This window comes from Algoriphagus boritolerans DSM 17298 = JCM 18970, assembly GCF_900108085.1.
Taxonomy (GTDB): Bacteria; Bacteroidota; Bacteroidia; order Cytophagales; family Cyclobacteriaceae; genus Algoriphagus; species Algoriphagus boritolerans.
Genome location: NZ_FNVR01000003.1, coordinates 303342 through 328212 on the forward strand (window position 1 = coordinate 303342; position 24871 = coordinate 328212).

The window sequence follows — 24871 nt, forward strand, 5'->3', positions numbered from 1 at the left end:
TTACAATTCAAACGGATTGATTTTAAATAAATCGATTAATCAGATTTTCGAAATATTCTTGTTTACCACTGATTTGGGCAGGTTCACCTACTTCGAAAGCATAGTTTCTAAGATCTTCCAAAGTCAGTTTTCCCTCTTCAAAAGCTTTGCCTTTCCCCGAATCAAAACTTGCATAGCGATTCTTTCTTCTTTCGAGGTAATCAGATTTTTCGAGGATATCACTTGCGATCAGCATTCCTCTGGCAAAGGCATCCATAGATCCGATATGAGCCAGGAATAGATCTTCAGGATCGGTCGAGTTTCTACGGATTTTGGCATCAAAGTTAACTCCGCCACCTTTGATCCCGCCTGAAGTCAAGATCACTAGCATGGATTCTGCCAGCTCTTGAAGGTTTAATGCAAACTGATCGGTATCCCATCCATTTTGGTAGTCACCTCTGTTGGCATCGATGCTTCCGAGCATGTCAGCATCAGCAGCTACCTGAAGCTCGTGCTGGAATGTGTGTCCTGCAAGTGTGGCATGATTGACTTCGATGTTCAATTTGAAGTCCCTATCCAAGCCAAAGTGTCTCAAGAAACCAATCACTGTAGCCGAATCATAATCGTATTGATGCTTGGTAGGCTCCATGGGCTTGGGCTCAATGAAGAAAGTACCCTTGAAGCCGTTCTTTCTCGCATAATCTCTGGCCAAAGTCAGGAATTTCGCCAAATGCTCTGTCTCCCGCTTCATGTCGGTATTCAGTAAAGACATGTAGCCTTCTCTACCTCCCCAGAACACGTAATTCTCACCGCTCAATTTGATGGTAGCGTCCAGGGCATTTTTTACTTGAGTACCGGCAAAAGCCAACACATCAAAGTTGGGGTTGGTCGAAGCACCATTCATGTAGCGTGGATTGCTGAATACGTTTGCGGTACCCCAAAGCAATTTGGTACCTGAAGCTTTTTGGTGCTCCAAGGCATAATCAGTGATGATTTGTATCCGCTTCTCATACTCAGCCAAACTTGACCCTTCTTCGATTAAATCGATATCGTGAAAGCAATAATAATTTACGCCGATTTTGTTGATAAACTCGAAAGCCGCATCCATTTTGTCTTTTGCCCGCTGAATCGGATCAGGATTGGCATCCCAAGGATGCACGATCGTTCCCGGTCCAAACGGGTCTCCACCCGTACCACAGAAGGAATGCCAGTAGGCGATGGCAAATTTGAAATGCTCCTTCATGGTTTTGCCGGCGATGATACGGTTTTCGTCGTAATAGCGGAAAGCCATTGGATTGTCACTTTCTTTCCCTTCAAATGGGATTTTGCCGATGTTTGGGAAATAGGTCTTAGCCATAGTTCTCTTGGTTATTTAGGTAAATAGGTTTTGATTTAACCGGCCAAACCGGATTTTAGTAATTCATTTAACTTCTTTTCCCACTGTGCATAGGCATCCAGGTAAGGTTGGCTAAAGTTTGGATTGGGTTCGAGGGTTTCGAGAAGACTCAATCCTTCAAAGGCTTCACTTTCAGAAGCAAATACTCCAGCCCCAATTCCGGCACCTCTCGCAGCTCCCTGAGCACCATCGGTGTCATAGAGTTCCAGATTGACGTTATTCATCTGGACAAAGGTCTTTCTGAATAATGGGCTCAAAAACATGTTTGCTTTTCCGGCCTTTACGGTTTTGAGATTCATTCCCATATCTTTCATGATTCTGAAGCCATAGGTCAAGGAAGCGACAATCCCTTCTTGGGCTGCGCGGACGACGTGCTTTTTATCATGTTTCAGCAAATCCAAACCAAGCAGATGAGCCCCAACAGGTTTATTTTGCATGATTCGTTCGACTCCGTTCCCAAAAGGAATAAAAGTCAACCCCTCCGAGCCGATAGGCGCTCCACCTCCCATTGTATTCATTTCTTCATAGGATATCCATTTTCCTCCCATGATTTTTTTGAGCCAGGAATTGAGAATTCCGGTACCATTTACACAAAGTAAGACGCCATAGGAAGGACTTTTCTTTGAATGGTTTACGTGAACAAAAGTATTCACTCTGGAGTGTGGATCGTAAAGCGGAGCATCACATACACCATAGACTGTTCCTGAGGTTCCGGCGGTAGTTGCGAGTTCTCCGGGCTTTAATACTTGTAGGGAAAACGCATTGTTTGGCTGATCCCCTGCCCGATAGGATATCGGAACGCCAACTTCAATTCCTGTTTCCCTTGCTCCTTCGGCACTTACCTTTCCCTGAATAGAAAAAGAAGGCGCAGCTTTAGGAATCCAGTCTTTGGGGATTTCCATCTGCGTCAGAAGCTTTTCACTCAACCCGTTTTCTTTGAAGTCCCAAAATATACCTTCCGACAGACCAGTCTCTGAAGTGACGATCTCTCCACTCAGTTTCATGGCAATGAAATCACCCGGAAGCATGATTTTGTGGATTTTTGCGGCAATCTCAGGTTGGTTTTCGATCACCCATCGAAGCTTTGATGCCGTAAAATTCCCCGGGGAATTCAGCAAATGCGGAAGGCAATAGTCTTTTCCTAATCCTTGAAAGGCTCTTTCACCAATTTCAACAGCACGGCTGTCGCACCAGATGATCGAAGGACGCAGTACCTTCTGATCTTTGTCCACACAGACCAATCCGTGCATCTGGTAGGCGATGCCGATTCCTTTTAGTTCGCCATTTTTGACTTGCGCTTTTTGACAGACAAAAGCAATGGTCTCTTTGACATAGGTCCACCACATCTCCGGATCCTGTTCGGCCCAGCCGGTCTGAGGTGCATTGATGGGCATTTCCTCCTCGGGAAATGCTTTGGAAGCAATAGACTTGCCTGTACTCGCATCCAGCAAAGAAGCCTTTACCGAGGAACTGCCGATGTCAAGTCCTAGAAGTAATTTTCTCATAATAATTATTACCAAAATATAGTGTAAAGTCCTGCAATGATTCCAGCGATCAAAATAGCACCGATTTTGAACCCTGTACTCGTTTTGAATAGCTCTGCGTTGATTTCGATGCTGTTTGGATGATCTTTTCCTTTGCCTTCAACCAAACTGATAAGGATCATCAAAGCTGCCAAAACCAAGAATACCACGCCCATTCGATCCAGGAATGGCAGGGCTGGAAAGATGATTTTCAGCACTACCGAAAGCGGGATACTCAACGCTGCACCCACCAGGGCGGCGTTGGAAGTGGTCTTTTTCCAGAACACCCCAAAGAAGAAAATCGCAAATACACCCGGACTGATAAATCCGGTGTACTCCTGAATAAACTGAAATGCCTGATCCAATTGACCTAAAGCAGGTGCCACAATCGCGGCGATGACAAATGCCACCACAGCAGTGATTCGGCCTACACGAACCTGACTGGTTTCAGAGGCCCCTTTACCAAAATACTTGCTGTAAATATCCATGGTAAAAATGGTAGAAGTACTGTTGGCCATGGAAGCAAGTGAAGATACAATCGCTGCGGTCAAGGCTGCAAATGCCAAGCCTTTCAAGCCAGTAGGCAAAACTTGAAGCAAGGTCGGATAAGCGCGGTCCGATTTGATTATCCCGGTCACCGGATCTTTCATAGATTCGATAAATCCGGTATCAATGCTGTTGTTGACTATTACTAAGGCAGCTATTCCCGGCACGACCACGATCAATGGCATGAGAAGCTTCAGAAAACCCGCGAAAATCATCCCTTTCTGTGCTTCATCCAGGCTCTTTGCTGCCAAAGCACGCTGGGTGATGTATTGATTGAAACCCCAATAACTTAAGTTGGTGATCCACATCCCTCCGATCAAAACTGAAAGCCCCGGAAGGTCTCCATAGGCATCGCGGGTCCCTCCTTTTCCGTCGGGAATCATCATTTCACCCTCACTCAGGATCATGGAAAAGTGTCCGGGCACTTCCTTTCTCAGGATACCCAAACCTTCCCAAGCATTCCCGCTGCCTACCATCTGCAAGGCAATATAAGTCGTCGCCAAGCCCCCTGCGATCAGAAAAACCACCTGTACCACATCTGTCCAAGCCACGGCTTTAAGCCCACCATAGATGGAATAGATCATGGCAAAAAGGGCCAATCCTACTATCCCATAGGTCATGGGTACATTCAGGATGGTATTCAAGCTGAGCGCCCCGAGGTACAATACTGAAGTCAGGTTTACAAATACATACAACAATAGCCAAAAAACTGCCATCGTCGTCCGCACACGGGTATCGTATCTGTCCAGCAGGAAACCGGGCATGGTATAAATCCCCTTTTTCATGTAGATCGGCAGAAAGAAGATCGCCACTACCAAAAGCGTCGCCGCTGCCATCCACTCGTAGGTGGAAATAGCGAGGCCCAGCGCAAAGCCTGAACCTGACATTCCGATGAATTGCTCTGCGGAAATGTTGGAAGCAATGAGTGAAGCACCCACAGCCCACCAAGGAAGCGCTTTTGAGGCCAAGAAGTAATCCGAAGAGTTTTTGACGTGGCCTTTTTTCTCTCTTGAGACAAAAATGCCCATTCCTATGATAAGGAAACAGTAGCCAAAGAAGACTATTAAATCAATTGGTTCTAATAGCATGGAGATAGGTTGATTGAGGATTTTAGGTAAAGTTGGGGTCTTGTAGTTTAAATTTTACAAATTAAGGTCGTTAAAGATAAGAGTTTGATGCAAACGTCTGCACAAAAAAATAAAGTTGGTCTTATTTATTCGAAAATTCCGGAAAGTGGCTCCCATTCTTCAGTAGAAAATTCTAAGGAATCGACTTTTTCCAAATAACTAATTCCTGTCACATTCGATACCCAAACTTGATCAGCTCTCAATAGGTCATTTGGACTAAATACACCTTCGTTGATCAGCCTTGGGATTTTTGTCAGAATTGCCCTCCGGCCTATCCCGTCGATTCCCCCACAAGTCAAGGCAGGGGTAAAGACCTTTTTCCCCTTTCTCCAGAAAATAGTAGCAGCACTTGCCTCGGCTACCTTTCCTGAATAGTCCAGCAGAATCAGCTCATCCAAGTCCCGCTCGATACGCTCCTTGGCAGCCATCACGTAGGGAAGCGAATTGAGCGTTTTGAATCGACTCCAGGGATAAGGAAAAAGTGCTACACCTTCCGAAAAGGAGGATGTACGTTTGACTTTCGGAGGAAAAGTCAAATCCTGAACATGGAGCGTTTGGTGGGTTAGGTCAATTTCGGGAGTATATTTCCCTGATCCAGCCCGAAAAATATTAAGACGAACTCGAAGCTTTTTCCCTCCGAAATTATTTAAAAGCCATTTTTCCAGTCTTAAAAATACCGTGCCTTCAGCATCCATTTTTAGGACCTCAATTCCACCAAATAGGCGATCCCGATGAAAATCGAAAAATCGGATTTTGCTCCCGTCAAAAACTAGAGTCTCGAATATACCGTCTCCAAAGTTCATGGCTCGGTTTGGGATTGGAAAATCAGTTGCCTTTTCCCATTCCGAATTTTCCGGATTCCAGCTAAAGATTGTATCAATTTCGCTCATAAATATGTCCGTATTCGATCAAAAATGAAATTTGTTCAATGAGGAGAGTGTTAAAAGTAGTAAACAAAACCACGTTTATAGCCTTAAAATGCCGAAAGAAAGCGAAAAATAACTTATTCTTGAGATCTTAATCGTGTTAGCACTAATATTGGACAAAAGGGGTTTATGGCAAATAAAAGTAGCGTGTTTGATATGATTGGTCCGGTGATGATAGGGCCTTCTTCCTCGCATACCGCCGGAGTGGTACGGATCGCAAGGGCAGCCATTCGGATTTTGGGTGGGTCGCCTGACAGCGCAGCTATTACTTTTTACAATTCTTTTGCCCGAACTTACGAAGGACATGGCAGTGATCGGGCTATCCTAGGAGGCTTGATGGATTTCAGGACTGACGATGCCAGGATCAAGAATGCTTTGGAAATTGCCGCTGAAAAAGGTTTAACCTATAAATTCAAGTCAATTGGAAATTCATCCATTCACCATCCAAATACAATCAAACTAAATCTTAAAAAAGGTGATAAACAGATCGAAGTGGTGGGTGAAAGTCTCGGAGGAGGAGTAATCAACATTGCTGAACTGGATGGGTTTACTGCCAATTTCTCGGCCTCAAATCACACCCTGATTATCAAAGCGGCTGATATTTCGGGTGCGATTGCTTTTATTTCAGGTGTAATAGCACAGGAAAAAACCAACATTGCAACCATGTCAGTTTCCAGGAAAGGTAAAAACGATATAGCGTGTCATGTCATCGAAATGGATTCTGGTATCCGTGAGATCACCACTCAATATTTAAAATCACTTCCATGGGTATCTGATTTGATTTATATTCCAGACATTGATCTATAAACCACTTAAACCCGAAATATGCATTAGCAATTCTATTGCGGCCGGTAATTGCTTCAAAATCAGTTAGTACTTAGCTGTTTTGTCCCGATAGGTATCGGGATCAACCTAGCGGTGCTATCCCTCAGTTTCCAAACAGCCTGATTTTATTGCACTTACTGTCCTTTCCGATATTCATCGGGACAGGCTATAACGAAACCTAAGGCATAGTCCACGTTAAACTAACTCCAACTAAACCAACGAAATATGAAGAAAATTTTTCTGGGAATTATACTTGTCATCAGTGCTTGCTCCTTCTCTCGTGCTCAAGATGGAAATGCATCACAAGCCTATGAACTTCAGACTTGCATCGATATAGCACTTGAAAACAACCTGACCCTAAGACGAACTTTGCTAAATCAAGGGATAGTCGAAGCTGATCTACTCGCCACCCAAGGTTCACGATTACCCAGCATTACTGCTTTTGCCAGTTCCGGATATAGATGGGGTAGATCTATCAACCCTGTGACGAACTTGTTTGAAACTCGCCGAATCGGTAACATTAATACGCAGGTAAATTCTAATATGCCCATTTTTAATGGTTTCCAGATAACCAATTCAATTGCACAGGCAAGGAAAAATTATGAATCAGGCCAATTCTCACTTCAGGCAGCTGAAAATGACATCACTTTAAACATAATTAATCTATTTATTGATGTCGTTTTTAACAGAGAACAATTAAAAATTGCTGAGAATCAATTAAAAACCACAACAGATCAGTTTTCCAGGACTAAAGCTCTGGTTGAGGCGGGCTCTCTGCCACTCTCTGATCAATTGGATTTACAATCTCAAAACGCAACCAACCAAGTAAATCTTATCAATGCTCAAAACGGATTACGTCTTGCCAAACTCGCTTTGTCCCAAGCAATGGTAATCCCCTTCACCGATGATTTTGACGTCGTTGAGCCTGATTATGAGGTCAGTGAACAAGAGTTGGCCTCGGACGATCCTTCTGAAATCTACGAGATTGCTGTGAGCATCCTTCCTCAAATCAAGGCTGCTGAAGCGGATGTGGAAAGTGCAGAATACGGCGTAAAGATTGCCAAAGGTTCTTTTATGCCTTCACTCGGTGTGGGTGTAGCCATATTTTCCAACTACGTGGATCAGGCCTTCTTAAAGGGCACTTCAGAGATAATTCCTTTTAGGACTCAAATTGACAATAACCTGTCCCAATCAGCCAACCTTCAACTTTCTATTCCAATCTTTTCTCAATTCAGTAACAAAGCGAATCTTCAACGGGCAAAAGTTCAAAAGCAGCTTGCAGAAGTAGCCGAGCAAGAAGCCAGAAATACCCTGAGACAACAAATTGAGACTGCTTTTACGCAGGCTTTGGCCGCGGAACAATCCTATGAGGCTTCCCTACTACAAGTAAAAAGTCTGGAAGAAACATTCCGGATCTCACAGCAACAATTTGACTTTGGAGCAATCAATTCAGTAGATTTTCAGGTCGCCCAGAATAATTTATTTAATGCGCAAGCTGATCTGATTAACGCAAAATATTCTTACATCTTCAGAGTAAAAGTGCTGGACTTTTACCTTGGTAACCCCTTAAACTTAAACTAAACCATGGCTACCAAAAAGCCCAATAAACTCTTGTATTACCTACTCGGTGCAGTAGGTCTCATCATTCTTATTGCCGTGATTGGCAGATCCGCAGGTTGGATTGGAGGAGTGAAAGAAAAAGAAGTGGAATTTGCCACTGCCAAGAAAACGACCATCATCGAAAAGGTAAGTGCTTCGGGAGAAATTCAACCCGAGGTCGAAGTCAAACTTTCTCCTGATGTAGCCGGTGAAATCATCGAGTTGAATGTGGCAGAAGGAGATTCAGTCGAAATGGGCAGGCTTTTGGTCAAAATCCGTCCCGATAACTTTGTGTCCGCACTCGAAAGAGCCCGTGCAAACTTAAATCAGCAAATGGCCAACTTGGCCCAAACCCGGGCGGCCCTTCAGCGTTCAGAAGCACAGTTTACTCAGGCTGAACTCAACTTCAACAGACAAAAAGGGCTCTATGAGCAAAAGGTAATTTCTGACGCCGATTTTGAAACTGCCCGCACAAATTTCATTTCGGCTGAGAAAGATCTCGAAGCTGCAAAACAGAACGTAATCGCTTCAGAATTTATCGTAAAAAGCTCCCAGGCATCCGTCAATGAAGCAGCAGAAAACCTCAGACTGACCAATGTCAATTCTCCGGTGTCAGGAATCGTTTCCAGTCTGTTGGTAGAGCAAGGCGAACGCGTGGTAGGAACCCAGCAAATGGCCGGAACGGAAATGATGACCATCGCTGACCTTTCCAGAATGGAAGTCCGAGTGGATGTCAACGAAAACGACATTGTCCGACTCAGCCTCGGTGACACCACCTTGATTGATGTGGATTCTTATTCCAACCTGAATAAAAAATTCAAGGGAATTGTGACCAGTATTGCCAACACCGCAAATACAAAAACATCTGCGGATGCTGTGACCGAGTTCAAAGTGAAGATCAGAATCCTCAACAGTTCGTATGAGGATCTGATAAGAGAAGGCAACAAATATCCTTTCAGACCAGGTATGACAGCTTCTGTGGAAATCATCACCACCTCCAAAAGCGGTGCGCTTGCTATTCCACTGGCAGCAGTCACTACACGGGAAACCCATGTAGACACCTTAGCCGGGGGATCTACCCGAAACAAAGAATTGGTTTTTGTAAGTGAAAATGGAATCGCCAAAATCAGAACGGTGAAAACCGGGATTTCGGATTATGAAAACATTGAAATCCTGGAAGGACTGAAAGAAGGTGATGAAGTAATCTCCGGACCGTATTTTATTGTCAGCAAAGAATTGAAAGAAGGTGATGTTGTGAAAAAGATGGAAACAGGCGCTAAGCCTTCGACAACCGCTTCGAATTAAAAATTGGAATAATTCGAAAGCCCGTGTTGAGATATCAGCACGGGCTTTTTTGTTTTTGGGAGCTCTTAGCCTCGGTGAGTGTCGTCCCTCAGGGTATCATGGATTTTTCACTTGCTGATTTATTCAGGACTGGAATTGGGCTAAAGCCCGATAATATTTTAAACTTGTTGGAATGGGCTAAAGCCGCATTCCTATTGATGGAAAGGAATTCATAGAAATTCCGGAATATCTAATCCAAGGTAAACCTCAGCCCCAGAAACCCTCTGATCCCCTGATTCGGTGCAAAGACATAGGTTGGATCAAAGGTTAATGCATTCGGATTGGAAGCAGTGGGAATCACATTGCCTCCTTGGTCAAACTCCACTCCCCGGTCAAATGGATCAAATGCTCTTGCAATGCTATTGGCAGGAGGTGTGAAATTCAACAGGTTTTTAAGGCCTCCATAGACTTCCCATTTTTCACCAAACTTCTTCGTCAACTGAATATTCTGAATACTCCACCAAGGCGAATATTCCGGTCGGTCGTCCAATTCTCCCAAAAGCGGCAGACGCATCGGACTGTACACATTACCGGTGTAATCGACCGTCAAACCCAGATTTTGGAATTCATATCCAATCGTCCAAACTCCGGAAAAGCGTTCAGTCAGCAGCTGTCGAACCCTTTCACCTCCTTCATCCAAACTTACATCCATCCATGTAGCACCGGCCAGAACTTTGAACCCGGAATTCCAAACTGCATCCACATTTAATGAAGCACCCTTGGAAACTGCGCTTCCATCCAGGTTTGCGTAAATGATCTGGTTCGGATTGGTTTCATAATCGGGCACAATCCGATTGGTGAAGTGGGTATAAAAAACCGAACCGTCAATCCCGAAGAAATTTCCACGGTCTGAGTAAATCTTTTTCACCAGGTTCAAATTGGTGTTCCAGCTCCGCTCCGGCTTCAATTCTTCGGTGAAAACCACCTCCCTTGCTCCTGTCAAGGCAGCATGATCTTCGGTAAAAACATTGGCTACGCGAAAGCCATTTCCAACAGAAAGGCGAAATACGGTGCTTTTATCTTCAGAGACCACTTTATAATTCATTCTGGGAGAAAGGATACTGCCGTGGACACTATTATAGTCGTATCTGAGCCCAGCCAAGAGACTTTGCTTGGAATTAAAACGGATCTCATCCTGAAGAAAAACTCCGGGAAGATGGATTTGCGAAGGGAAGTTTTTACTCCCACCCTCGATGGATGTCGCTGTTGTATTATCATCGTAGTGGGTATAGCGGTAGGCCGAACCCAGCAATAAATGATGCTTGCCCGCCTCCTTGACCCAAGTCAACTGACCAAATGCAATGGTCTGATCTGCCAGGAAAAACGTGGTGCCATAATACGAGTCTTGCTTGTGTCCATTGGCAGAAAACTGAAAGTTAACCAACTCCTTTACCGGCAGTTGATACGTTCCGAAAAGCTCCCAGCGATTGGTCAGGATACTTTCTCCATAGACTTCATTTCCTCCCCGATTCGCTTCAGTCCAGTTCATCTGACCTCCCCAGCGGTTTTCGTTCACAAAGCGTCCCGCCAGGTTAAAGGTCTTCCCGCCCTTTCGTTGAATCTCAAATTTCTGAAATAGTGAAATGCGTTTTTGCAAAGTCAAGTCGGTAAATCCGTCGCGGTTGTTGTCGATGGGATTGTCATACCAAAAGACATTCACCCCGCTAAGCGATTGAACTGATTTTCCCAGCCTGCTTTTGATTCCGACATCCGTATTCACTTCTCCCCATCCACTACCAAAGGCATCCACAGCCACCATTGGTGCAATTTCAGGACGCTTGGTAATCACATTGATCAATCCGCCTACGGCTTCGGATCCGTAAAGCGTGGAAGCAGGACCTTTGACCACTTCGATTCGATCGATCAACGATTGGGGAATTCCAGTCAGACCGTATACCGACGCTAATCCACTCACGATCGGCATTCCGTCAATTAAAACCATGGTGTAGGGACCTTCCAGGCCGTTGATATGGATGTCTCCGGTATTGCAGACATTACAGTTGATTTGAGGCCGGACGCCATTTACATTTTGAAGGGATTCGAAAAGTGAAGGAGTAGGATTAGCTTTGAAAAAAGCTGCTTTGTACACTTCAACAGGCACTGGGCTGTCCAATTTGGAAACTTCCTGCATCGTGCCACTGACTACGACCTCTTCCAGCGAAGCATCCAATTGCTCCAATTTAAAAATCAATTCCTGACTTAAAAAGGGGACAGAAATACGCTTCGTTTGGGAGCCATAACCGATCAGGGAAACCTGAAGTGTGTATTGTCCGGGCTCCAAATTTCCAATCTCGAATTTGCCCAAACTGTCAGTCACTGCACCCACCCCCTTTTCTTTAACCAGTACATTGGCAAATTCCAAAGGGCCTTGGGAATCGAGGATGGTGCCTCTGACTTTTTGCTGCGCAAAAACCGAACTGAATGCAAAAAGAAAAAGAATTACGGCTGTTAAAAGTCTTAGCTTCATAAATGCAACATTATTGCATTTATAGAATAATTCCCAAAAAGAAGGCTGATTTATTTCAGATTTCTTTGAATTCTGCAAAAAGCAGGCTTTTTTCATTTTCATATTCATGTTAGAGAAACAAATATAATAAGTTAGATCATTCTAACAAATTTGTTTTTCTAATATACGGTGTTGTACTTTTGACCGGATGAATTTTTGAAACATGGCTTCTACCACTGAAGAAAACTACCTCAAGGCACTGTATAACCTTTCCAATACACAAGGGGAAGTCAACATCTCTGAATTGGCACTGAGCCTAAAGGTGAGTATGCCAACCGCAAACAGCATGGTCAAAAGCCTTCAAAAGAGCGATTGGGTCATCTATGAGAAGTACAAACCCGTGACACTCACTCCAAAAGGGCAAAAAGAAGCTGCACTGATCATCAGAAAACATCGATTGACGGAGATGTTTTTGGTGAAAAAGATGGGATTCGGCTGGGAAGAAGTGCACGAAGTTGCAGAACAGATCGAACACATTCATGCCCCGAAGTTTTTTGAGCGAATGGATGAAATGCTGGGCTATCCGACCATGGATCCGCACGGTTCGCCGATACCGGATAATCAGGGCCGAATGAAGGAATTTTCCTACACTCCTCTTTCTACCTGCAAACCCGGACAAACGGTTCAACTCACTGCCTTGACTAATTCATCCACTGAATTCTTGGAATTTCTGAACAGTCGGAAATTGGCTTTGGGAACAGAATTAAAAGTGCTATCGCGTGAAGTGTATGATCTCAGCTTGGTCGTCAGCTATGCAAATCACCCCAATGAAACCTTAAGCGAAAAAGTATCGGAGCGCTTGTTGGTTAGGATTTTAAAATAAAAGATCAATCCCTTTTAAACAGTCCTGCCTAAAATCATTAATTTGGTCACCGTGATTCATAAACCCAGTTCAGAACGAAAAAATCACCTTTACAAAACAAGGATAGAAATGAGCAATTATGCAGCTAATTATCTGTAATTAGAATGGACTTTAATCTAAGGTTGCTGTACCGGTCAGCCTTTTTCTTCAGCACGATTGGGCTGATTGCAATCATTACGGATTTTGGGTTTCCACAAACAGAATTTTCCCAAAACTTGCTGGATGGATTTTACTTTTTTGTACTAGGTTTTGGATTGATTTCTACCTTCACCCGGTATATCAAAAAAAGCATCGCATTCAAACGAAGAGTATTCATATTCGACTTTTTGTCCGTTGTTTTTACCCTCTGGGTATTCTACATGTACTTGTTTGTAGGCACACCATTTAAAACTGATTTATTACTTGAAAATCCCATTTGGGTTAAGATTGCAGTTTCCCTGACCTTTATCCGAGAATTCTCAGACCTCAGGATAAATTTCCAACGAACAGTCCTCAATCCTGCGCAGTTATTTATTCTTAGCTTTTTGGTCATCATCATCATAGGTTCATTCCTTTTGATGCTACCAAATGCTACTTACAGCGGCATTTCAGTCATAAATGCATTGTTCACCTCCACCAGTGCAGTCTGCGTCACCGGGCTCGCAGTGGTGGATACTGGAACCCACTTTACCAGATTAGGCCAAACGATAATTTTGTTTTTGATTCAAGTGGGAGGTTTGGGCATCCTGACATTTGCGAGTTATTTCAGCTATTTCTTTAGAGGCGGAACTACCTACGAAAATCAGCTGGTCTTAAGCGATATGACCAGTTCCAAAAAATTGGGCGAAGTTTTTTCCACGTTGAAATACATCATTTTTATCACCTTGGGAATAGAATTTCTTTCTGGCTTACTGATCTATATCAGTTTGGATTCTGGTAGTTTCCCTTCTCAGGTAGACAAAGTATTCTTCTCAGTTTTCCACTCGGTTTCCGCTTTTTGCAATGCTGGATTTTCCACTTTGAGTGTAGGCTTGTATGATGATGGATTTCGTTTTAATTACTCGATGCAAATCGTCATTATTTTGACTTTTGGGCTTGGAGGACTTGGATTTCCTATTGTGGTCAATATCCTATCCTATTTCCAATACAAACTCTCCCGCCTTTTTTCATTCTCCGAAAAGAAAAATAAGTATCGTCCATGGATTCTAAATCTTAACAGCCGAATCACCCTTATTACTACACTTTCTATCACACTGATTGCATTTATTACTTTCTATTTCCTGGAATATAAAAATACACTAAGTGGGCATAGTGAATTTGGGAAAGTAGTCACAGCGCTTTTTGGGGCGACCACACCACGAACGGCCGGTTTCAACACAATTGACACAGCCGCTATGACTCTTCCGACGATCATGATGGTATTTCTGTTGATGTGGATCGGCGCCTCTCCCCAGTCTACCGGTGGAGGTATCAAGACCAGTACCTTTGCTATTGCTACCTTGAACATCCTAAGTCTAGCTAAAGGAAAAACGAGAATTGAGGTTTTCCGTCGTGAAATCGCGGATGTCTCTGTCAAAAGAGCATTTGCCATCATGTCGCTTTCATTAATTGTGATCGGATTTTCGATTCTTTTAATCGCATATTTTGATCCTGAGAAAACATTAATGGATATCGCGTTTGAATGTTTTTCCGCCTACAGTACCGTCGGGTTAAGTCTGGGCATCACAGGAAGTCTGAGCGAAGCAAGTAAATTCATCCTTATTGTGGTAATGTTTGTAGGAAGGATAAGTATGCTTTCCCTAGTCATCGCTGTGTTCAAAAAAGTCAAATACACAAATTACAGCTATCCAAAAGAAGAAATTACAATTAATTAAGACAAACGAAAAATGAAATATATCATCATTGGATTGGGGAATTTTGGCGCATCACTTGCTCAAAAGCTGACAGAAGAGGGGAACGAAGTAATAGGAATCGACAGAAACATGACCAAAGTGGATGCAACCAAGGAGAAGATATCCCACACCATCTGTATGGATTCCACGGACGAGTTTACTGTGTCCGGGCTTCCCTTAAAGGATACGGACATTGTTTTAGTTGCCATCGGTGAGGACCAGGGAGCAAATATTATGACCACTGCAATCATTAAAAATATCGGTGTCAAAAGATTGATCAGCAGAGCAATTAATCCTCTTCACGAAAAGGTTTTACAAGCCATTGGGGTTGACGAAATCATCCACCCTGAAGAAGAAACTGCCGAACGCTGGGCAAAAAAACTCTGTCTGCATAATGTGTTGGACTCCTTTGAGTTAAATGACGACTACAGCATCATTGAAGCAAAAGTGCCGACAGACTATGTCGGCAAAACTGTGCGAGAAATTGGTTTTAGGAAAAAATTTAATCTGTTGGTCCTAACCATCATTAAGAAAGTAGAGGTTAAAAGTAACTTGGGAAAAACTAAGATTGAAACCCGAATTCAGGGAGTAGCATCAGCGGATGATATTCTCGAGCCAAATGACATTCTGGCCCTTTTTGGTTCCAATAAAGATCTTCAGGCTTTTCTAAAACAGAAATTGTAACATGCCTTTGCTTTACTTCCAATCTATGGAGAAGTAGTCTTTTTCGCCCGAGCAATGGAATAGCTGCTCGATTTAAGCTTGCCAAGGAAAATGAGAACAATTCTATTTATCATCCTAATTTTAGCCGGAAGAAATGGTTTTGCTCAGAATCAGGCAGATAGTAGTTGGTCGAAAGAAGCAAGAATTAGCCTTTCTGGATTTGCCGATGTGTTTTATGTCTATGATTTCAACCAACCTGAAAGCATTGAGCGACAGACTTTTTTATTTAATCACAATCGCCACAACGAGTTAAATCTAAACTTAGGATTACTAAAACTCAGTCTTAACCACTCCAAGTACCGTGCAAATTTCGCTTTACAAGCAGGTACTTACAGCAATGATAACTATGCCGCAGAACCTGGACTTTTAAAAAATATTTTTGAAGCAAACATCGGGATTTCACTCACTGAGAAAAACAACCTCTGGCTTGATGCTGGGATTATGCCCTCTCATATTGGATTTGAAAGTGCAATTTCTACAGATAATTGGACTTTAACCCGTTCAATCCTAGCAGAGAATTCCCCCTATTTTCTATCCGGCGCAAAGTTAACTTTCTATCCAAACGATAAATGGGAAGTCGCTGGATTGATTCTGAACGGTTGGCAACGCATTCAAAGACTAGAAGGAAATTCGCTCCCCTCTATTGGAACACAACTGAAATTCAGCCCAACTGAATCCACAACACTGAACTGGAGCACATTCATCGGTACGGATGATCCTGATCTAACGAGAAGGATGCGATACTTCAATAATTTTTACGCCCAATTTAAACTGACAGAGCGATTTGGCTTGATTACAGGATTAGATCTTGGAATTCAGCAACGCTCAAAAGGAAGTTCTGAATTTGACTTTTGGTACAGTCCCGTACTTATTGGCCAATTCACGGTAAGTCAAAACTGGAAAGCGGCGATTCGTGCCGAGTACTATCAAGACCAAACAGGAATCATCATCCCAACCGAAACGATAAATGGTTTTCGAACTTCCGGCCTGTCTTTGAATATGGACTACTCTCCTACCCCTGCCATTTTTTGCAGAATTGAAGGAAGATGGATGACAAGCGAGGACGCCATATTTGAGAGGAATTCAAATCTTTCAAAATCCAATTTCATGATAGGAACCTCGATAGCGATTAGGTTTTCGGCCATTTTTAAATGAAAATAAAGAAATTCTTCTGTAGCTAATAATTAATTAAGTTCGTTAGGGCTTAGTCATCTAAAACAGTGATAATGAAAAAATTAATATTCCTTTTTGGTTTACCAGTATTTACTAGCCTCAATTCCTTCGGGCAAAATACTGGTTTTGAAGCTCAAGGTCCTCCTGATAATTCTATTTTCCCGGAATTTAGCTATGTGACAATCGACGGCGATTCGGTTAGTTCAACAGATTTAAAAGACAAAATTGTCATCGTCAACATTTGGTTTGTTGGGTGCACTGGCTGCAAGCAAGAAGAGCCCTATTTGAGAAAAGTGACTGAACACTATCAAGGCGATGACGATATTGTATTCTTGGGGTTTTGCATGACCAAACCAGACCGTATTAAGCGATACCTTGAAAAAAACGGTGAAATCGGTTTTTCCAATATTTCGCTAACCCGAGAGGAGGTAGAAGAAAAGTTCAAGGTGCGCTTGTCTCCCTCTCATTTCCTTATCAAAAACGGGATCCTAATAGCTAAATATACCGGTCCAATAACTCCAGCGGGCAACACACTTCAATGGTACGAGGAAATGATCAGGAATTTGAAAAATTGAATGGATTCAAATGAGTAAAAAATTAAGGTCTTATTGCTGACATGATAAATAATGAATATCGAAAAGACGGAATTTTAGAATTTTTAGCTCTTACCTATTGATTATGATTTTTTGAGTAAAATTTAGTGAGGTCCGGATTAACCTTTCATTTTATATTCATTTTTAATCCTCTGCTATTGGCTTCTTTTTTGCCTACCTTCCACCTGAAAAACTAATTAAATCGTGGCTAAACAAGGATTCAAGATAAAGCACCTTCCCAAGTTACTGAAGGAAACATTTACGCTTTGGAATCTGAACAATCCCTGGAGGTTAGGCGCAGTGGTCGCTTATTATGCCGTGCTGTCATTGCCAGGCTTTTTAATCGTGGTGATCAACTCTGTGGGGGCATTTTGGGGAAGGGAGATTGTACAGGGTGAAATCACCCAACAAATCTCAGATGCCATTGGCCCTGACGCTGCCAAATCTGTAGTGGAGATTATTGAGAATTCCAGAAATAGTGACAAGAATCTTTTCGCCACGATCATGGGCATAGTTATCCTGATTTTTGGGGCGACCGGCGTTTTTTATCAGCTGCAGATCTCCATGAATGAAATCTGGAGTGTCAAAGTGGATCCCAAGGCAGGGATTTGGAAGGTGATCAAAGACCGGGCATTGAGTTTGGGCTTTGTGATGGTCATTTCCTTTTTGTTGATCGTCAGTTTTGTGGCCTCTACCGCATTGACGGTTTTGAGTGGTTTTCTGTCCCGGCTTTGGGAACCCGGATTGGTTTATATCGCCCAAATCTTTGAGTTTGGACTTTCCACAGTGGTTTTAGGTTTACTGTTTGTACTGATTTTCCGCTTTATGCCGGATATGAAAATCAAGTGGAGTTCGGTCTGGCTGGGTGGTTTTATGACCTCCATTCTATTCAATTTGGGGAAAATATTGCTGAGTTTTTACTTTGGCGCAGCCAACCCCAATTCAGCCTATGGAGCTGCAGGTTCCGTCGTGTTGATTTTGTTGTGGGTGTCTTATTCCTGTCTGATTTTGTTCTTTGGAGCCGCGTTTACCCGGATTTACACTGAAAAATATGAAGCAGAAATCCACCCTCAGGATTTTGCAATGAAGGTAGAAACAGAAGAGGTGATCGTCGAAAAAGGTGCTAACAATCCTCCGGAGGAAGAAGAGAAGAAGTAGGCTGCTGGCAGACCGAGGTCCGATGTGGGATGGCTGATCCGTCACTGCGTGCGGAGGCACGAAGCGAAGCAGTCTTTTTCCTTAGGAGTTGGAGACCGAAGCACCACCTGAACCTATTTCTCGTCCCGTCGTCTTGACTAGGGTCTGGACTATAGTCTATGGACTATAATCCAAGGTCTATAAGACTATCGATAATCCTCCAAGGTCTGGAATCCAATTTTTTACACTTTCGGTAATCAAAAAGTCTCAGGCTTGAGTTAGTTTCAAATCTTTTAGAAGCTACTCCCATGCGAAACACGAAAGCACTCTTATTCTTACTCACAGGAATCCTCCTTCCCCTACTCTCCTTTTCTCAGGACCGGGTCACCGGAAAAACCTTCACCACCCGATCCGAAGTCTTGGCTCAAAATGGAATGGCTGCCACCGCCCAACCGCTTGCCACGCAGGTTGCTCTGGATATTCTGAAAAAAGGCGGATCGGCCATGGATGCCGCCATTGCTGCCAATGCGATGCTGGGCTTGGTAGAACCCAATGCCTGTGGAATCGGAGGCGATGTATTTGCCATCATTTGGGATGCAAAGACCAAGAAACTCCATGGCTTCAACGGAAGCGGCCGTGCTCCTGAACTCCTGACGATGGAGGTTTTCAGGGAAAAAGGAATGAAAAATGTGCCACTTCTCGGTCCTTTGCCTATCTCTGTTCCGGGTTGCGTAGATGGTTGGTTTGAGATGCACAAGCGCTTCGGAAAGCTCTCCATGCAGGAGATCCTCCAGCCTTCCATTGATTACGGAAACAATGGCTTTCCAGTCACCGAAGTGATTGCCTGGCAGATGAACGGGAAGGTGGAAGAGATGCAGGATATTCCCGGTTTCCGAAAAACCTACATGCCTAACGGCAAGGCCACTCCAAAAAAAGGAGAAGTCTTCAAAAATCCCAACTTGGCCAGAACCTACTCCCTGATCGCCAAAGAAGGCCGTTCCGCTTTTTACGAAGGGGAAATCGCCCGGACGATCGATCGATTTATGAAGGAAAATGAGGGGTACCTCCGCTACGAAGACCTGCAAAAGCACAATTCGGAGTGGATAGATCCTGTCAGCACCAATTACCGGGGCTATGATGTATGGGAACTTCCGCCTAATGGACAAGGCATTGCCGTCCTTCAGATGCTCAACATCCTCGAAGGCTATGATATCAGGTCCATGGGCTTTGGAAGTGCGGAATACCTGCATGTGCTGACCGAAGCCAAGAAACTCGCTTTCGAAGATCGGGCAAAGTTCTATGCCGATCCGGCCTTCAATGAAATCCCCGTCGATCTCCTGATCTCCAAAGCCTACGCCGCCGAGCGCCGCAAGCTGATCGATCTCAATCAAGCAGCCGACTCCTACCCTGCGGGAGAAATCGAGAAAGGCAATACCACTTACCTGACCGTGGCGGACAAAGACGGCAACATGGTTTCCTTTATTCAGAGCATTTACGACGAGTTTGGGTCGGGCATGGTGCCGGATGGACTGGGTTTCGTCCTGCAAAACCGCGGTCAACAGTTCAATGTCCAAGATTCAAACCATTGGAATTCCCTGGCCAAGGGCAAAAGACCATTTCACACGATCATTCCGGCATTTATCACCAAGGATGGAGATCCTTGGCTAAGCTTTGGCCTGATGGGTGGATCGGTGCAGCCCCAGGGACATACCCAGATTGTGGTCAATCTGATCGATTTTGGCATGAACTTCCAGGAAGCAGGCGATGCTCCCCGAATGCGACATAACGGTTCGTCCGAACCTACCGGGTCCAAAATGACCAATGGAGGGTCCCTCAATCTGGAAAGTGGATTTTCCTATGAGGTCATCCGCCAACTCAAGGAAAAGGGCCATCGGGTAGAGTATAGCGTTGGGCCTTATGGAGGCTACCAAGCGATCTTTTATGACAAAGTCCGGAAAGTCTATATCGGCGCCTCGGAGTCCAGAAAAGACGGACAGGCAGCGGGGTATTAAGAGTTGGGCTAAAGCCCGGATAGTTTCCTGCTTAATCCGAAGAATGGGCTAAAGCCACATTCCACTTCAAATGAATAACCAGGTCTCCTTCAATTTTGCAATATAGAGGTTTTATCTCTGGATTTTAAATCAGATGGAGCGCAAGCTATTACAACCTATTGATTTCAAAAAGGGACAATCTTCGACTCATTCATCACCGGATGGGCCAGTCAAATTCCTAATCCATAGAAATTAAATTTATAGCCCTGTGCTGGCGATTTCCAACAAAAATATGGTCTCACCACTTGATCAAATCACCGAATTGCTTAATTTGACAACGGAAACAGCCAAAAATCCACTCCGCACATAACGGATATACACGACACTGGGAAGGGGAGTTAGATTTATTGGGATGTTGGGTGCAAGCCTAAAAGACGACACTACCGACAATTAACGAACAGTAAAACGACAGACAAAATGCCAACCCTTCGCAAAATAAAAAGAGCTGCAAGCCAGCGCACGAGCCGACACGAATTGCAGCACATTTTATTTTGCCCAACCGCACCCAAGCCCAGCCACCACCCTAATAAGTAGTTGACAAGTTTTTGCTAAACATTTTGGCTCTCAACAGAGATATTGCTACTTTTGACAAAATTGTCAAGGCGAAACATTCAAGATTATGAAAGAAACTTTTGGAGAATACATCCACAATTTGAGAGTTGAGCACGGTTTGACTTTGACTAAGCTTGCGGCTTCTCTTGATATAGACCAATCGACACTTTCTAAAATTGAAAATCAGAAACGCAGTATACCTGAAGAAATACTTCCAAAACTTGCAAAGATTTTCAAATTGGACATCAAGAAACTTGAAAACGAATTTTACAGCGAAAAAATTGCAGAAATGATTTATCGAGTTCCGAACTCAGCCGAACTATTGACACTTGCCGAAGAAAAAGCTAAGTATTATAGAACTAAAAAGGTGGAACAAGGAAAAATAAAGTTTTAACTATGATAGGAGCATCATTATTTTCAAGTGCAGGCATAGCTGAAACTTACTTAAATGAAGTAGGAATAGAGATTGTTGCAGCCAATGAATTAATACAAGAAAGAGCAAATCTTTACCAAGCATTATATCCGACATCTAAAATGATTACCGGAAATATTTTAGATGAAACCGTGTTTAAAACCATTGTCAAAAGCACCCCGAAAAAATTAGATTTTCTTATTGCTTCACCTCCTTGTCAAGGAATGAGTGTTGCAGGAAAAAATCGAAATACGGAGCAAATGCTCAATGACGAGAGAAATTACCTTGTTTTTAAAATAATTGATTTTATAAAATTAAAATCTCCTGATTTTGTATTAATTGAAAATGTCCCAACATTTTTCAAGCTTCTTTTACCATACAAAAGTGAATTTTTAAAGGTCATAGATATTTTAAACGATTTATTTGGAGAAGAATATAATATTGAAGCAAATGTTTATGATGCAGCTGAATTTGGTGTTGCTCAAAGACGAACAAGAGCAATTATAAAATTGTATCGAAAAGGTAAAAAATGGGGACAACCAAAAAAATCTGAAAAGCAAATAACCGTAGAAGATAAAATTGGTTTTTTGCCAAGTATTGAAGCAGGGCAAAAATCAAAAATCAAATGGCATTTTGCTAGAAAACATTCTGAAAGCCATATTGAATGGATGAAGCATACTCCAACTGGTCAAACTGCTTTTGATAACCCCAATTTTTTCCCAGTTAAAGCTAATGGAGAAAAGATTAAAAGCTACAATACAACTTACAGACGAATTAAATGGGATGAACCCGCACCAACAATTACTATGAGAAATGATGCAATTAGCTCTCAATTAAATGTTCATCCAGGAAGAAAACTGAAAAATGGAATTTATTCAGATGCAAGGGTCTTGACTCCATTAGAATTAATGTTGCTATCATCATTGCCTCAAGATTGGAATATTCCAGATAAAACCCCTGAATTATTAATCAGAAAATGTATTGGAGAATGTATTCCACCTTTACTAATTAAAAATATCGTTGCTCAAATAAATCAATAAAATGACTTTAAGAATAGATAGTAAGAAATGGATTTTGTACAGACACACAAGGGATTTTGATAAACTTTGTGTTGTCGCTGAATTTTTAAAGTCGTACACAAAAACAGGAATTTCAACAGACGAGAAAACGCAATTAAATTTAAAGTTGCGTGAATTAGGATTGTACAACGAGAGAAATCCTGAATTGCCGCTTGATGCAATTAATCACAAAATCAATCAACTTTCGTATTATATGTTTGGCTACCAAGCGAAAGTTGGAGGACAGGACAGATTTTTATTCAGTCCGCTCGGTAATTTATTTTTAAAACACGTTGAAGACAAAGAAAAAACAGCGAAAATTTTTCTCACAATGCTTTGGGCTGTTCAATATCAGCACCCACATAGCGGAACAGCCAACGATTTTCAACTGTATCCTTTTCGTTTGATTTACAAACTACTTTCCGAACCCAAACTTTCCAATAAACTTTATGCTTTTGAAGTTGCATATTCCGTTGTTTTCCTACAAGAAGCAACTAAGGATACTTATAAAGAATTAGTTAATGAATTATTGGACTTACGAAAACTTTCAGATAAAGAACTTGAAAAGAAATTCCAAGAAAACAAGCACGCCTTTGTAAACTCTGCTTACGAATGGGACTATTACGTTTCGAGTTTGTTTGAAAGTGCAGGAGTTTTGAATAAACAAGATGGTATTGTTATTACCAAACTGCAACACGGAACAACAAATACATTTAGAAAAATTACGAGAAACGAAGTTTCTATTCCTGATAATCTAAAATCATTGGTAGAACAACTACAAAACGAATATTCGTTTTTAGAAAAACCATTATTACTCAATGACCCTGAACGTCTGAAATTAGACGTTATCAAAGAAATTTACAGTTTTTATCCAAAAACACTTCTGGTTGAAATTGGCGAAGCTATTGATGACTTTAAATTTGAATTATTAAATCTTCCAAAACTCATTGAACAATACGCTAACAATAACGAAGGAGCAGAAGCATATCTTTTTGAAGATGCTTTGGCAGACGGTTTCAATATGTTCCACAATGTAGAAGCACAAAAAATCAGTGGAGCAGGAAACACAGATTTGGAATGTTTGTACATTCCAAGAAAGAAGAAATTTACCGTTGAAGCCAAATCAACTAAAAACAAACTTTCTAGCGTAAACGCAGGACGATTAGCAGGACACAGAGAAAAAATTGGTGGTGCTTACACAATAGTTGTTACGCCAAGATACGTTCCAGCGGTACTTCAAGATATTCGTACAAGTCCAATTGTGATAATACGTGCAAATACTTTTTCTGAATATCTATACAACTGTATTGACAATGATGTAAGAGAAATTGACTACGAAGATTTTGACAGCATTATTGTCAATAATCTAGGAAAAGACATCAGTAAAAACATTTCAGACTTGACTATTTCAAGGTTCGCAACTTCAAAATAAACTTGCTATGATTACAATTACAAGAGAAAACAATATGGAATTAATGGCAAGGTATCCCGACAATTATTTTGACCTTGCAATAGTTGACCCACCTTATGGAATATTAAATAAAACAAAACGAGGTGGTGACTATAAATTCAATATGGATGAATATAGTCAATGGGATGTAAAACCCAATGACGATTATTTCAATGAGTTATTTCGTGTTTCAAAAAATCAAATTATTTGGGGCGGAAACTACTTTGGGCAACTATGGACAAGAAGTGAATACAACAAAGGCTTTATCATTTGGGACAAAAAACAACCAGAAACACTAAATAATTTTTCAATGGCTGAAATGGCTTGGAGTTCATTAGACAAGCCTTCAAAAATTTTTGAATTTAGCGTAAGAAAAAACAGAAATAAAATTCATCCGACACAAAAACCTGTTGAACTCTACGAATGGCTTTTGAAGATGTACGCTAAACAGGGTGACAAAATTTTAGACACGCATTTGGGTAGCGGAACTATTGCTATTGCTTGCTACAAAGCAGGTTTGAGTTTAACCGCTTGTGAAATCAGCGAAACATATTATTCAAGTGCGTTAGAAAAAATTAAAGAAGCTGTACCTGAAAGTGCAATTCACACAAATGATGCAGATGCTTTTTCTTTAACATTTCCCGAACAAAAAACATCTAAAAACGGACTTCATAAATTGTATAAAGAACACGTTGAACAACTTAGATTATTTAAAGAAAGTAGAGCAAAATATTATTTAGAAACACGTTAAAACACCAACGCATTTGGTGGCACATTTGCAAAACCACACAAGCCACGCTAAAGCCAAGTTTTGCAAAAGAGCCACCAAGTCAACGCACGACAAACCAAATACTAAATGACTGACAAACAGACGACAATAACAGAAGGGCAGCACACAAAACAACTAGGTTTTCGTTGCGTGCGAAGCACGAACAATGAAACCGCTGTTGCACGAAACCGGTGAAGTGCTTATGGGGATTGAGTCGGTATTTTTGGAGGTAAATGAGGTGCCCACTAAGATTAAAAAGTAAACCCTACCAGCAGATTCCGTATCGAATCAAAAAAATTAGATCATTCTGAGCCTTTTCAGCCCCGTTTTGGAAGGGCTTTTTTGTGGCTTAGGCCCGCCTGAAGATCGGGCAGGCATAGCTCCGCCAGCCCGACAAAAATCAGGAATTAAAATTGGGTTGAGAGAGTGGGATAGACGGCCTTTGGTGG

General features: G+C 42.2%; 19 protein-coding genes. 14 read left to right on the plus strand and 5 right to left on the minus strand.

Annotated elements, in window-relative coordinates:
* Positions 1–22: 22 nt before the first annotated feature.
* From xylA to C4S61_RS05045, 4 genes are all read right to left on the minus strand, one after another.
* A complete protein-coding gene (gene xylA / locus C4S61_RS05030) occupies positions 23–1336 on the minus strand; it encodes a xylose isomerase (RefSeq protein ID WP_103923694.1) in 1314 nt (437 codons plus the stop codon).
* A gap of 35 nt (positions 1337–1371) precedes the next feature.
* Entirely contained in the window at positions 1372–2880 is a 1509-nt protein-coding gene (locus tag C4S61_RS05035; RefSeq protein WP_103923695.1) for a xylulokinase, read from the minus strand.
* Positions 2881–2888: 8 nt separating this feature from the next.
* Complete coding sequence (locus C4S61_RS05040; RefSeq protein ID WP_103923696.1) at positions 2889–4532, minus strand: sodium/sugar symporter; 1644 nt, start codon at positions 4530–4532, stop codon at positions 2889–2891.
* A 125-nt stretch (positions 4533–4657) separates the two neighbouring features.
* Positions 4658–5461: an aminotransferase class IV gene (locus tag C4S61_RS05045; RefSeq protein ID WP_103923697.1), complete on the minus strand. Its 804-nt coding sequence runs from the start codon at positions 5459–5461 to the stop codon at positions 4658–4660.
* Positions 5462–5626: 165 nt separating this feature from the next.
* On the opposite strand from C4S61_RS05045, the gene sdaAB reads away from it, so the two are divergent.
* The 3 genes from sdaAB to C4S61_RS05060 all read left to right on the plus strand — a co-directional run bounded on the left by sdaAB (position 5627) and on the right by C4S61_RS05060 (position 9226).
* Positions 5627–6304, plus strand: a complete 678-nt coding sequence (gene sdaAB, locus C4S61_RS05050) for an L-serine ammonia-lyase, iron-sulfur-dependent subunit beta (RefSeq protein WP_103923698.1) — start codon at positions 5627–5629, stop codon at positions 6302–6304.
* 243 nt (positions 6305–6547) lie between these two features.
* On the plus strand, positions 6548–7903 hold the full coding sequence (locus C4S61_RS05055) for a TolC family protein (protein ID WP_103923699.1): 1356 nt from the start codon (positions 6548–6550) through the stop codon (positions 7901–7903).
* A gap of 3 nt (positions 7904–7906) precedes the next feature.
* The gene (locus C4S61_RS05060; protein WP_103923700.1) at positions 7907–9226 is read left to right on the plus strand and encodes an efflux RND transporter periplasmic adaptor subunit; all 1320 of its coding nucleotides are present in this window, start codon (positions 7907–7909) and stop codon (positions 9224–9226) included.
* Between the two features lie 229 nt (positions 9227–9455).
* Here C4S61_RS05060 and C4S61_RS05070 read toward each other — a convergent pair whose 3' ends face one another.
* Positions 9456–11732, minus strand: coding sequence for a TonB-dependent receptor (locus C4S61_RS05070; protein ID WP_103923728.1), 2277 nt, complete (start codon positions 11730–11732; stop codon positions 9456–9458).
* A gap of 202 nt (positions 11733–11934) precedes the next feature.
* Between C4S61_RS05070 and C4S61_RS05075 the strand changes: the two genes are divergently transcribed.
* The 11 genes from C4S61_RS05075 (at position 11935) to C4S61_RS05125 (ending at position 24404) form a co-directional block, all read left to right on the plus strand.
* Positions 11935–12594 carry a metal-dependent transcriptional regulator gene (locus C4S61_RS05075; protein WP_103923702.1) on the plus strand — a complete coding sequence of 220 codons (660 nt, stop codon included), beginning with the start codon at positions 11935–11937 and terminating at the stop codon, positions 12592–12594.
* A 143-nt stretch (positions 12595–12737) separates the two neighbouring features.
* On the plus strand, positions 12738–14486 hold the full coding sequence (locus C4S61_RS05080; protein WP_103923703.1) for a TrkH family potassium uptake protein: 1749 nt from the start codon (positions 12738–12740) through the stop codon (positions 14484–14486).
* 12 nt (positions 14487–14498) lie between these two features.
* Positions 14499–15188: a potassium channel family protein gene (locus C4S61_RS05085; RefSeq protein WP_103923704.1), complete on the plus strand. Its 690-nt coding sequence runs from the start codon at positions 14499–14501 to the stop codon at positions 15186–15188.
* 90 nt (positions 15189–15278) lie between these two features.
* Complete coding sequence (locus tag C4S61_RS05090) at positions 15279–16382, plus strand: porin (RefSeq protein WP_103923705.1); 1104 nt, start codon at positions 15279–15281, stop codon at positions 16380–16382.
* 71 nt (positions 16383–16453) lie between these two features.
* Positions 16454–16975, plus strand: coding sequence for a peroxiredoxin family protein (locus C4S61_RS05095; RefSeq protein ID WP_103923706.1), 522 nt, complete (start codon positions 16454–16456; stop codon positions 16973–16975).
* Between the two features lie 222 nt (positions 16976–17197).
* A complete protein-coding gene (locus C4S61_RS05100; protein WP_235009806.1) occupies positions 17198–18151 on the plus strand; it encodes a YihY/virulence factor BrkB family protein in 954 nt (317 codons plus the stop codon).
* 287 nt (positions 18152–18438) lie between these two features.
* Positions 18439–20142 (plus strand): gamma-glutamyltransferase, encoded by a 1704-nt coding sequence (gene ggt / locus C4S61_RS05105; protein ID WP_103923708.1) that lies wholly within the window; start codon positions 18439–18441, stop codon positions 20140–20142.
* 658 nt (positions 20143–20800) lie between these two features.
* A complete protein-coding gene (locus C4S61_RS05110) occupies positions 20801–21127 on the plus strand; it encodes a helix-turn-helix domain-containing protein (protein ID WP_103923709.1) in 327 nt (108 codons plus the stop codon).
* Between the two features lie 2 nt (positions 21128–21129).
* Entirely contained in the window at positions 21130–22185 is a 1056-nt protein-coding gene (gene dcm, locus C4S61_RS05115) for a DNA (cytosine-5-)-methyltransferase (RefSeq protein WP_103923710.1), read from the plus strand.
* Between the two features lies 1 nt (position 22186).
* On the plus strand, positions 22187–23635 hold the full coding sequence (locus C4S61_RS05120) for a restriction endonuclease (protein ID WP_103923711.1): 1449 nt from the start codon (positions 22187–22189) through the stop codon (positions 23633–23635).
* 7 nt (positions 23636–23642) lie between these two features.
* Positions 23643–24404: a DNA methyltransferase gene (locus C4S61_RS05125; protein WP_103923712.1), complete on the plus strand. Its 762-nt coding sequence runs from the start codon at positions 23643–23645 to the stop codon at positions 24402–24404.
* Positions 24405–24871: the final 467 nt, after the last annotated feature.

What these genes read in the sequence shown, in the direction of transcription:
- xylA (WP_103923694.1), bottom strand. Translation starts at nt 1,336, where the DNA reads ATGGCTAAGACCTATTTCCCAAACATCGGCAAAATCCCATTTGAAGGG.
- C4S61_RS05035 (WP_103923695.1), bottom strand. Translation starts at nt 2,880, where the DNA reads ATGAGAAAATTACTTCTAGGACTTGACATCGGCAGTTCCTCGGTAAAG.
- C4S61_RS05040 (WP_103923696.1), bottom strand. Translation starts at nt 4,532, where the DNA reads ATGCTATTAGAACCAATTGATTTAATAGTCTTCTTTGGCTACTGTTTC.
- C4S61_RS05045 (WP_103923697.1), bottom strand. Translation starts at nt 5,461, where the DNA reads ATGAGCGAAATTGATACAATCTTTAGCTGGAATCCGGAAAATTCGGAA.
- sdaAB (WP_103923698.1), top strand. Translation starts at nt 5,627, where the DNA reads ATGGCAAATAAAAGTAGCGTGTTTGATATGATTGGTCCGGTGATGATA.
- C4S61_RS05055 (WP_103923699.1), top strand. Translation starts at nt 6,548, where the DNA reads ATGAAGAAAATTTTTCTGGGAATTATACTTGTCATCAGTGCTTGCTCC.
- C4S61_RS05060 (WP_103923700.1), top strand. Translation starts at nt 7,907, where the DNA reads ATGGCTACCAAAAAGCCCAATAAACTCTTGTATTACCTACTCGGTGCA.
- C4S61_RS05070 (WP_103923728.1), bottom strand. Translation starts at nt 11,732, where the DNA reads ATGAAGCTAAGACTTTTAACAGCCGTAATTCTTTTTCTTTTTGCATTC.
- C4S61_RS05075 (WP_103923702.1), top strand. Translation starts at nt 11,935, where the DNA reads ATGGCTTCTACCACTGAAGAAAACTACCTCAAGGCACTGTATAACCTT.
- C4S61_RS05080 (WP_103923703.1), top strand. Translation starts at nt 12,738, where the DNA reads ATGGACTTTAATCTAAGGTTGCTGTACCGGTCAGCCTTTTTCTTCAGC.
- C4S61_RS05085 (WP_103923704.1), top strand. Translation starts at nt 14,499, where the DNA reads ATGAAATATATCATCATTGGATTGGGGAATTTTGGCGCATCACTTGCT.
- C4S61_RS05090 (WP_103923705.1), top strand. Translation starts at nt 15,279, where the DNA reads ATGAGAACAATTCTATTTATCATCCTAATTTTAGCCGGAAGAAATGGT.
- C4S61_RS05095 (WP_103923706.1), top strand. Translation starts at nt 16,454, where the DNA reads ATGAAAAAATTAATATTCCTTTTTGGTTTACCAGTATTTACTAGCCTC.
- ggt (WP_103923708.1), top strand. Translation starts at nt 18,439, where the DNA reads ATGCGAAACACGAAAGCACTCTTATTCTTACTCACAGGAATCCTCCTT.
- C4S61_RS05110 (WP_103923709.1), top strand. Translation starts at nt 20,801, where the DNA reads ATGAAAGAAACTTTTGGAGAATACATCCACAATTTGAGAGTTGAGCAC.
- dcm (WP_103923710.1), top strand. Translation starts at nt 21,130, where the DNA reads ATGATAGGAGCATCATTATTTTCAAGTGCAGGCATAGCTGAAACTTAC.
- C4S61_RS05120 (WP_103923711.1), top strand. Translation starts at nt 22,187, where the DNA reads ATGACTTTAAGAATAGATAGTAAGAAATGGATTTTGTACAGACACACA.
- C4S61_RS05125 (WP_103923712.1), top strand. Translation starts at nt 23,643, where the DNA reads ATGATTACAATTACAAGAGAAAACAATATGGAATTAATGGCAAGGTAT.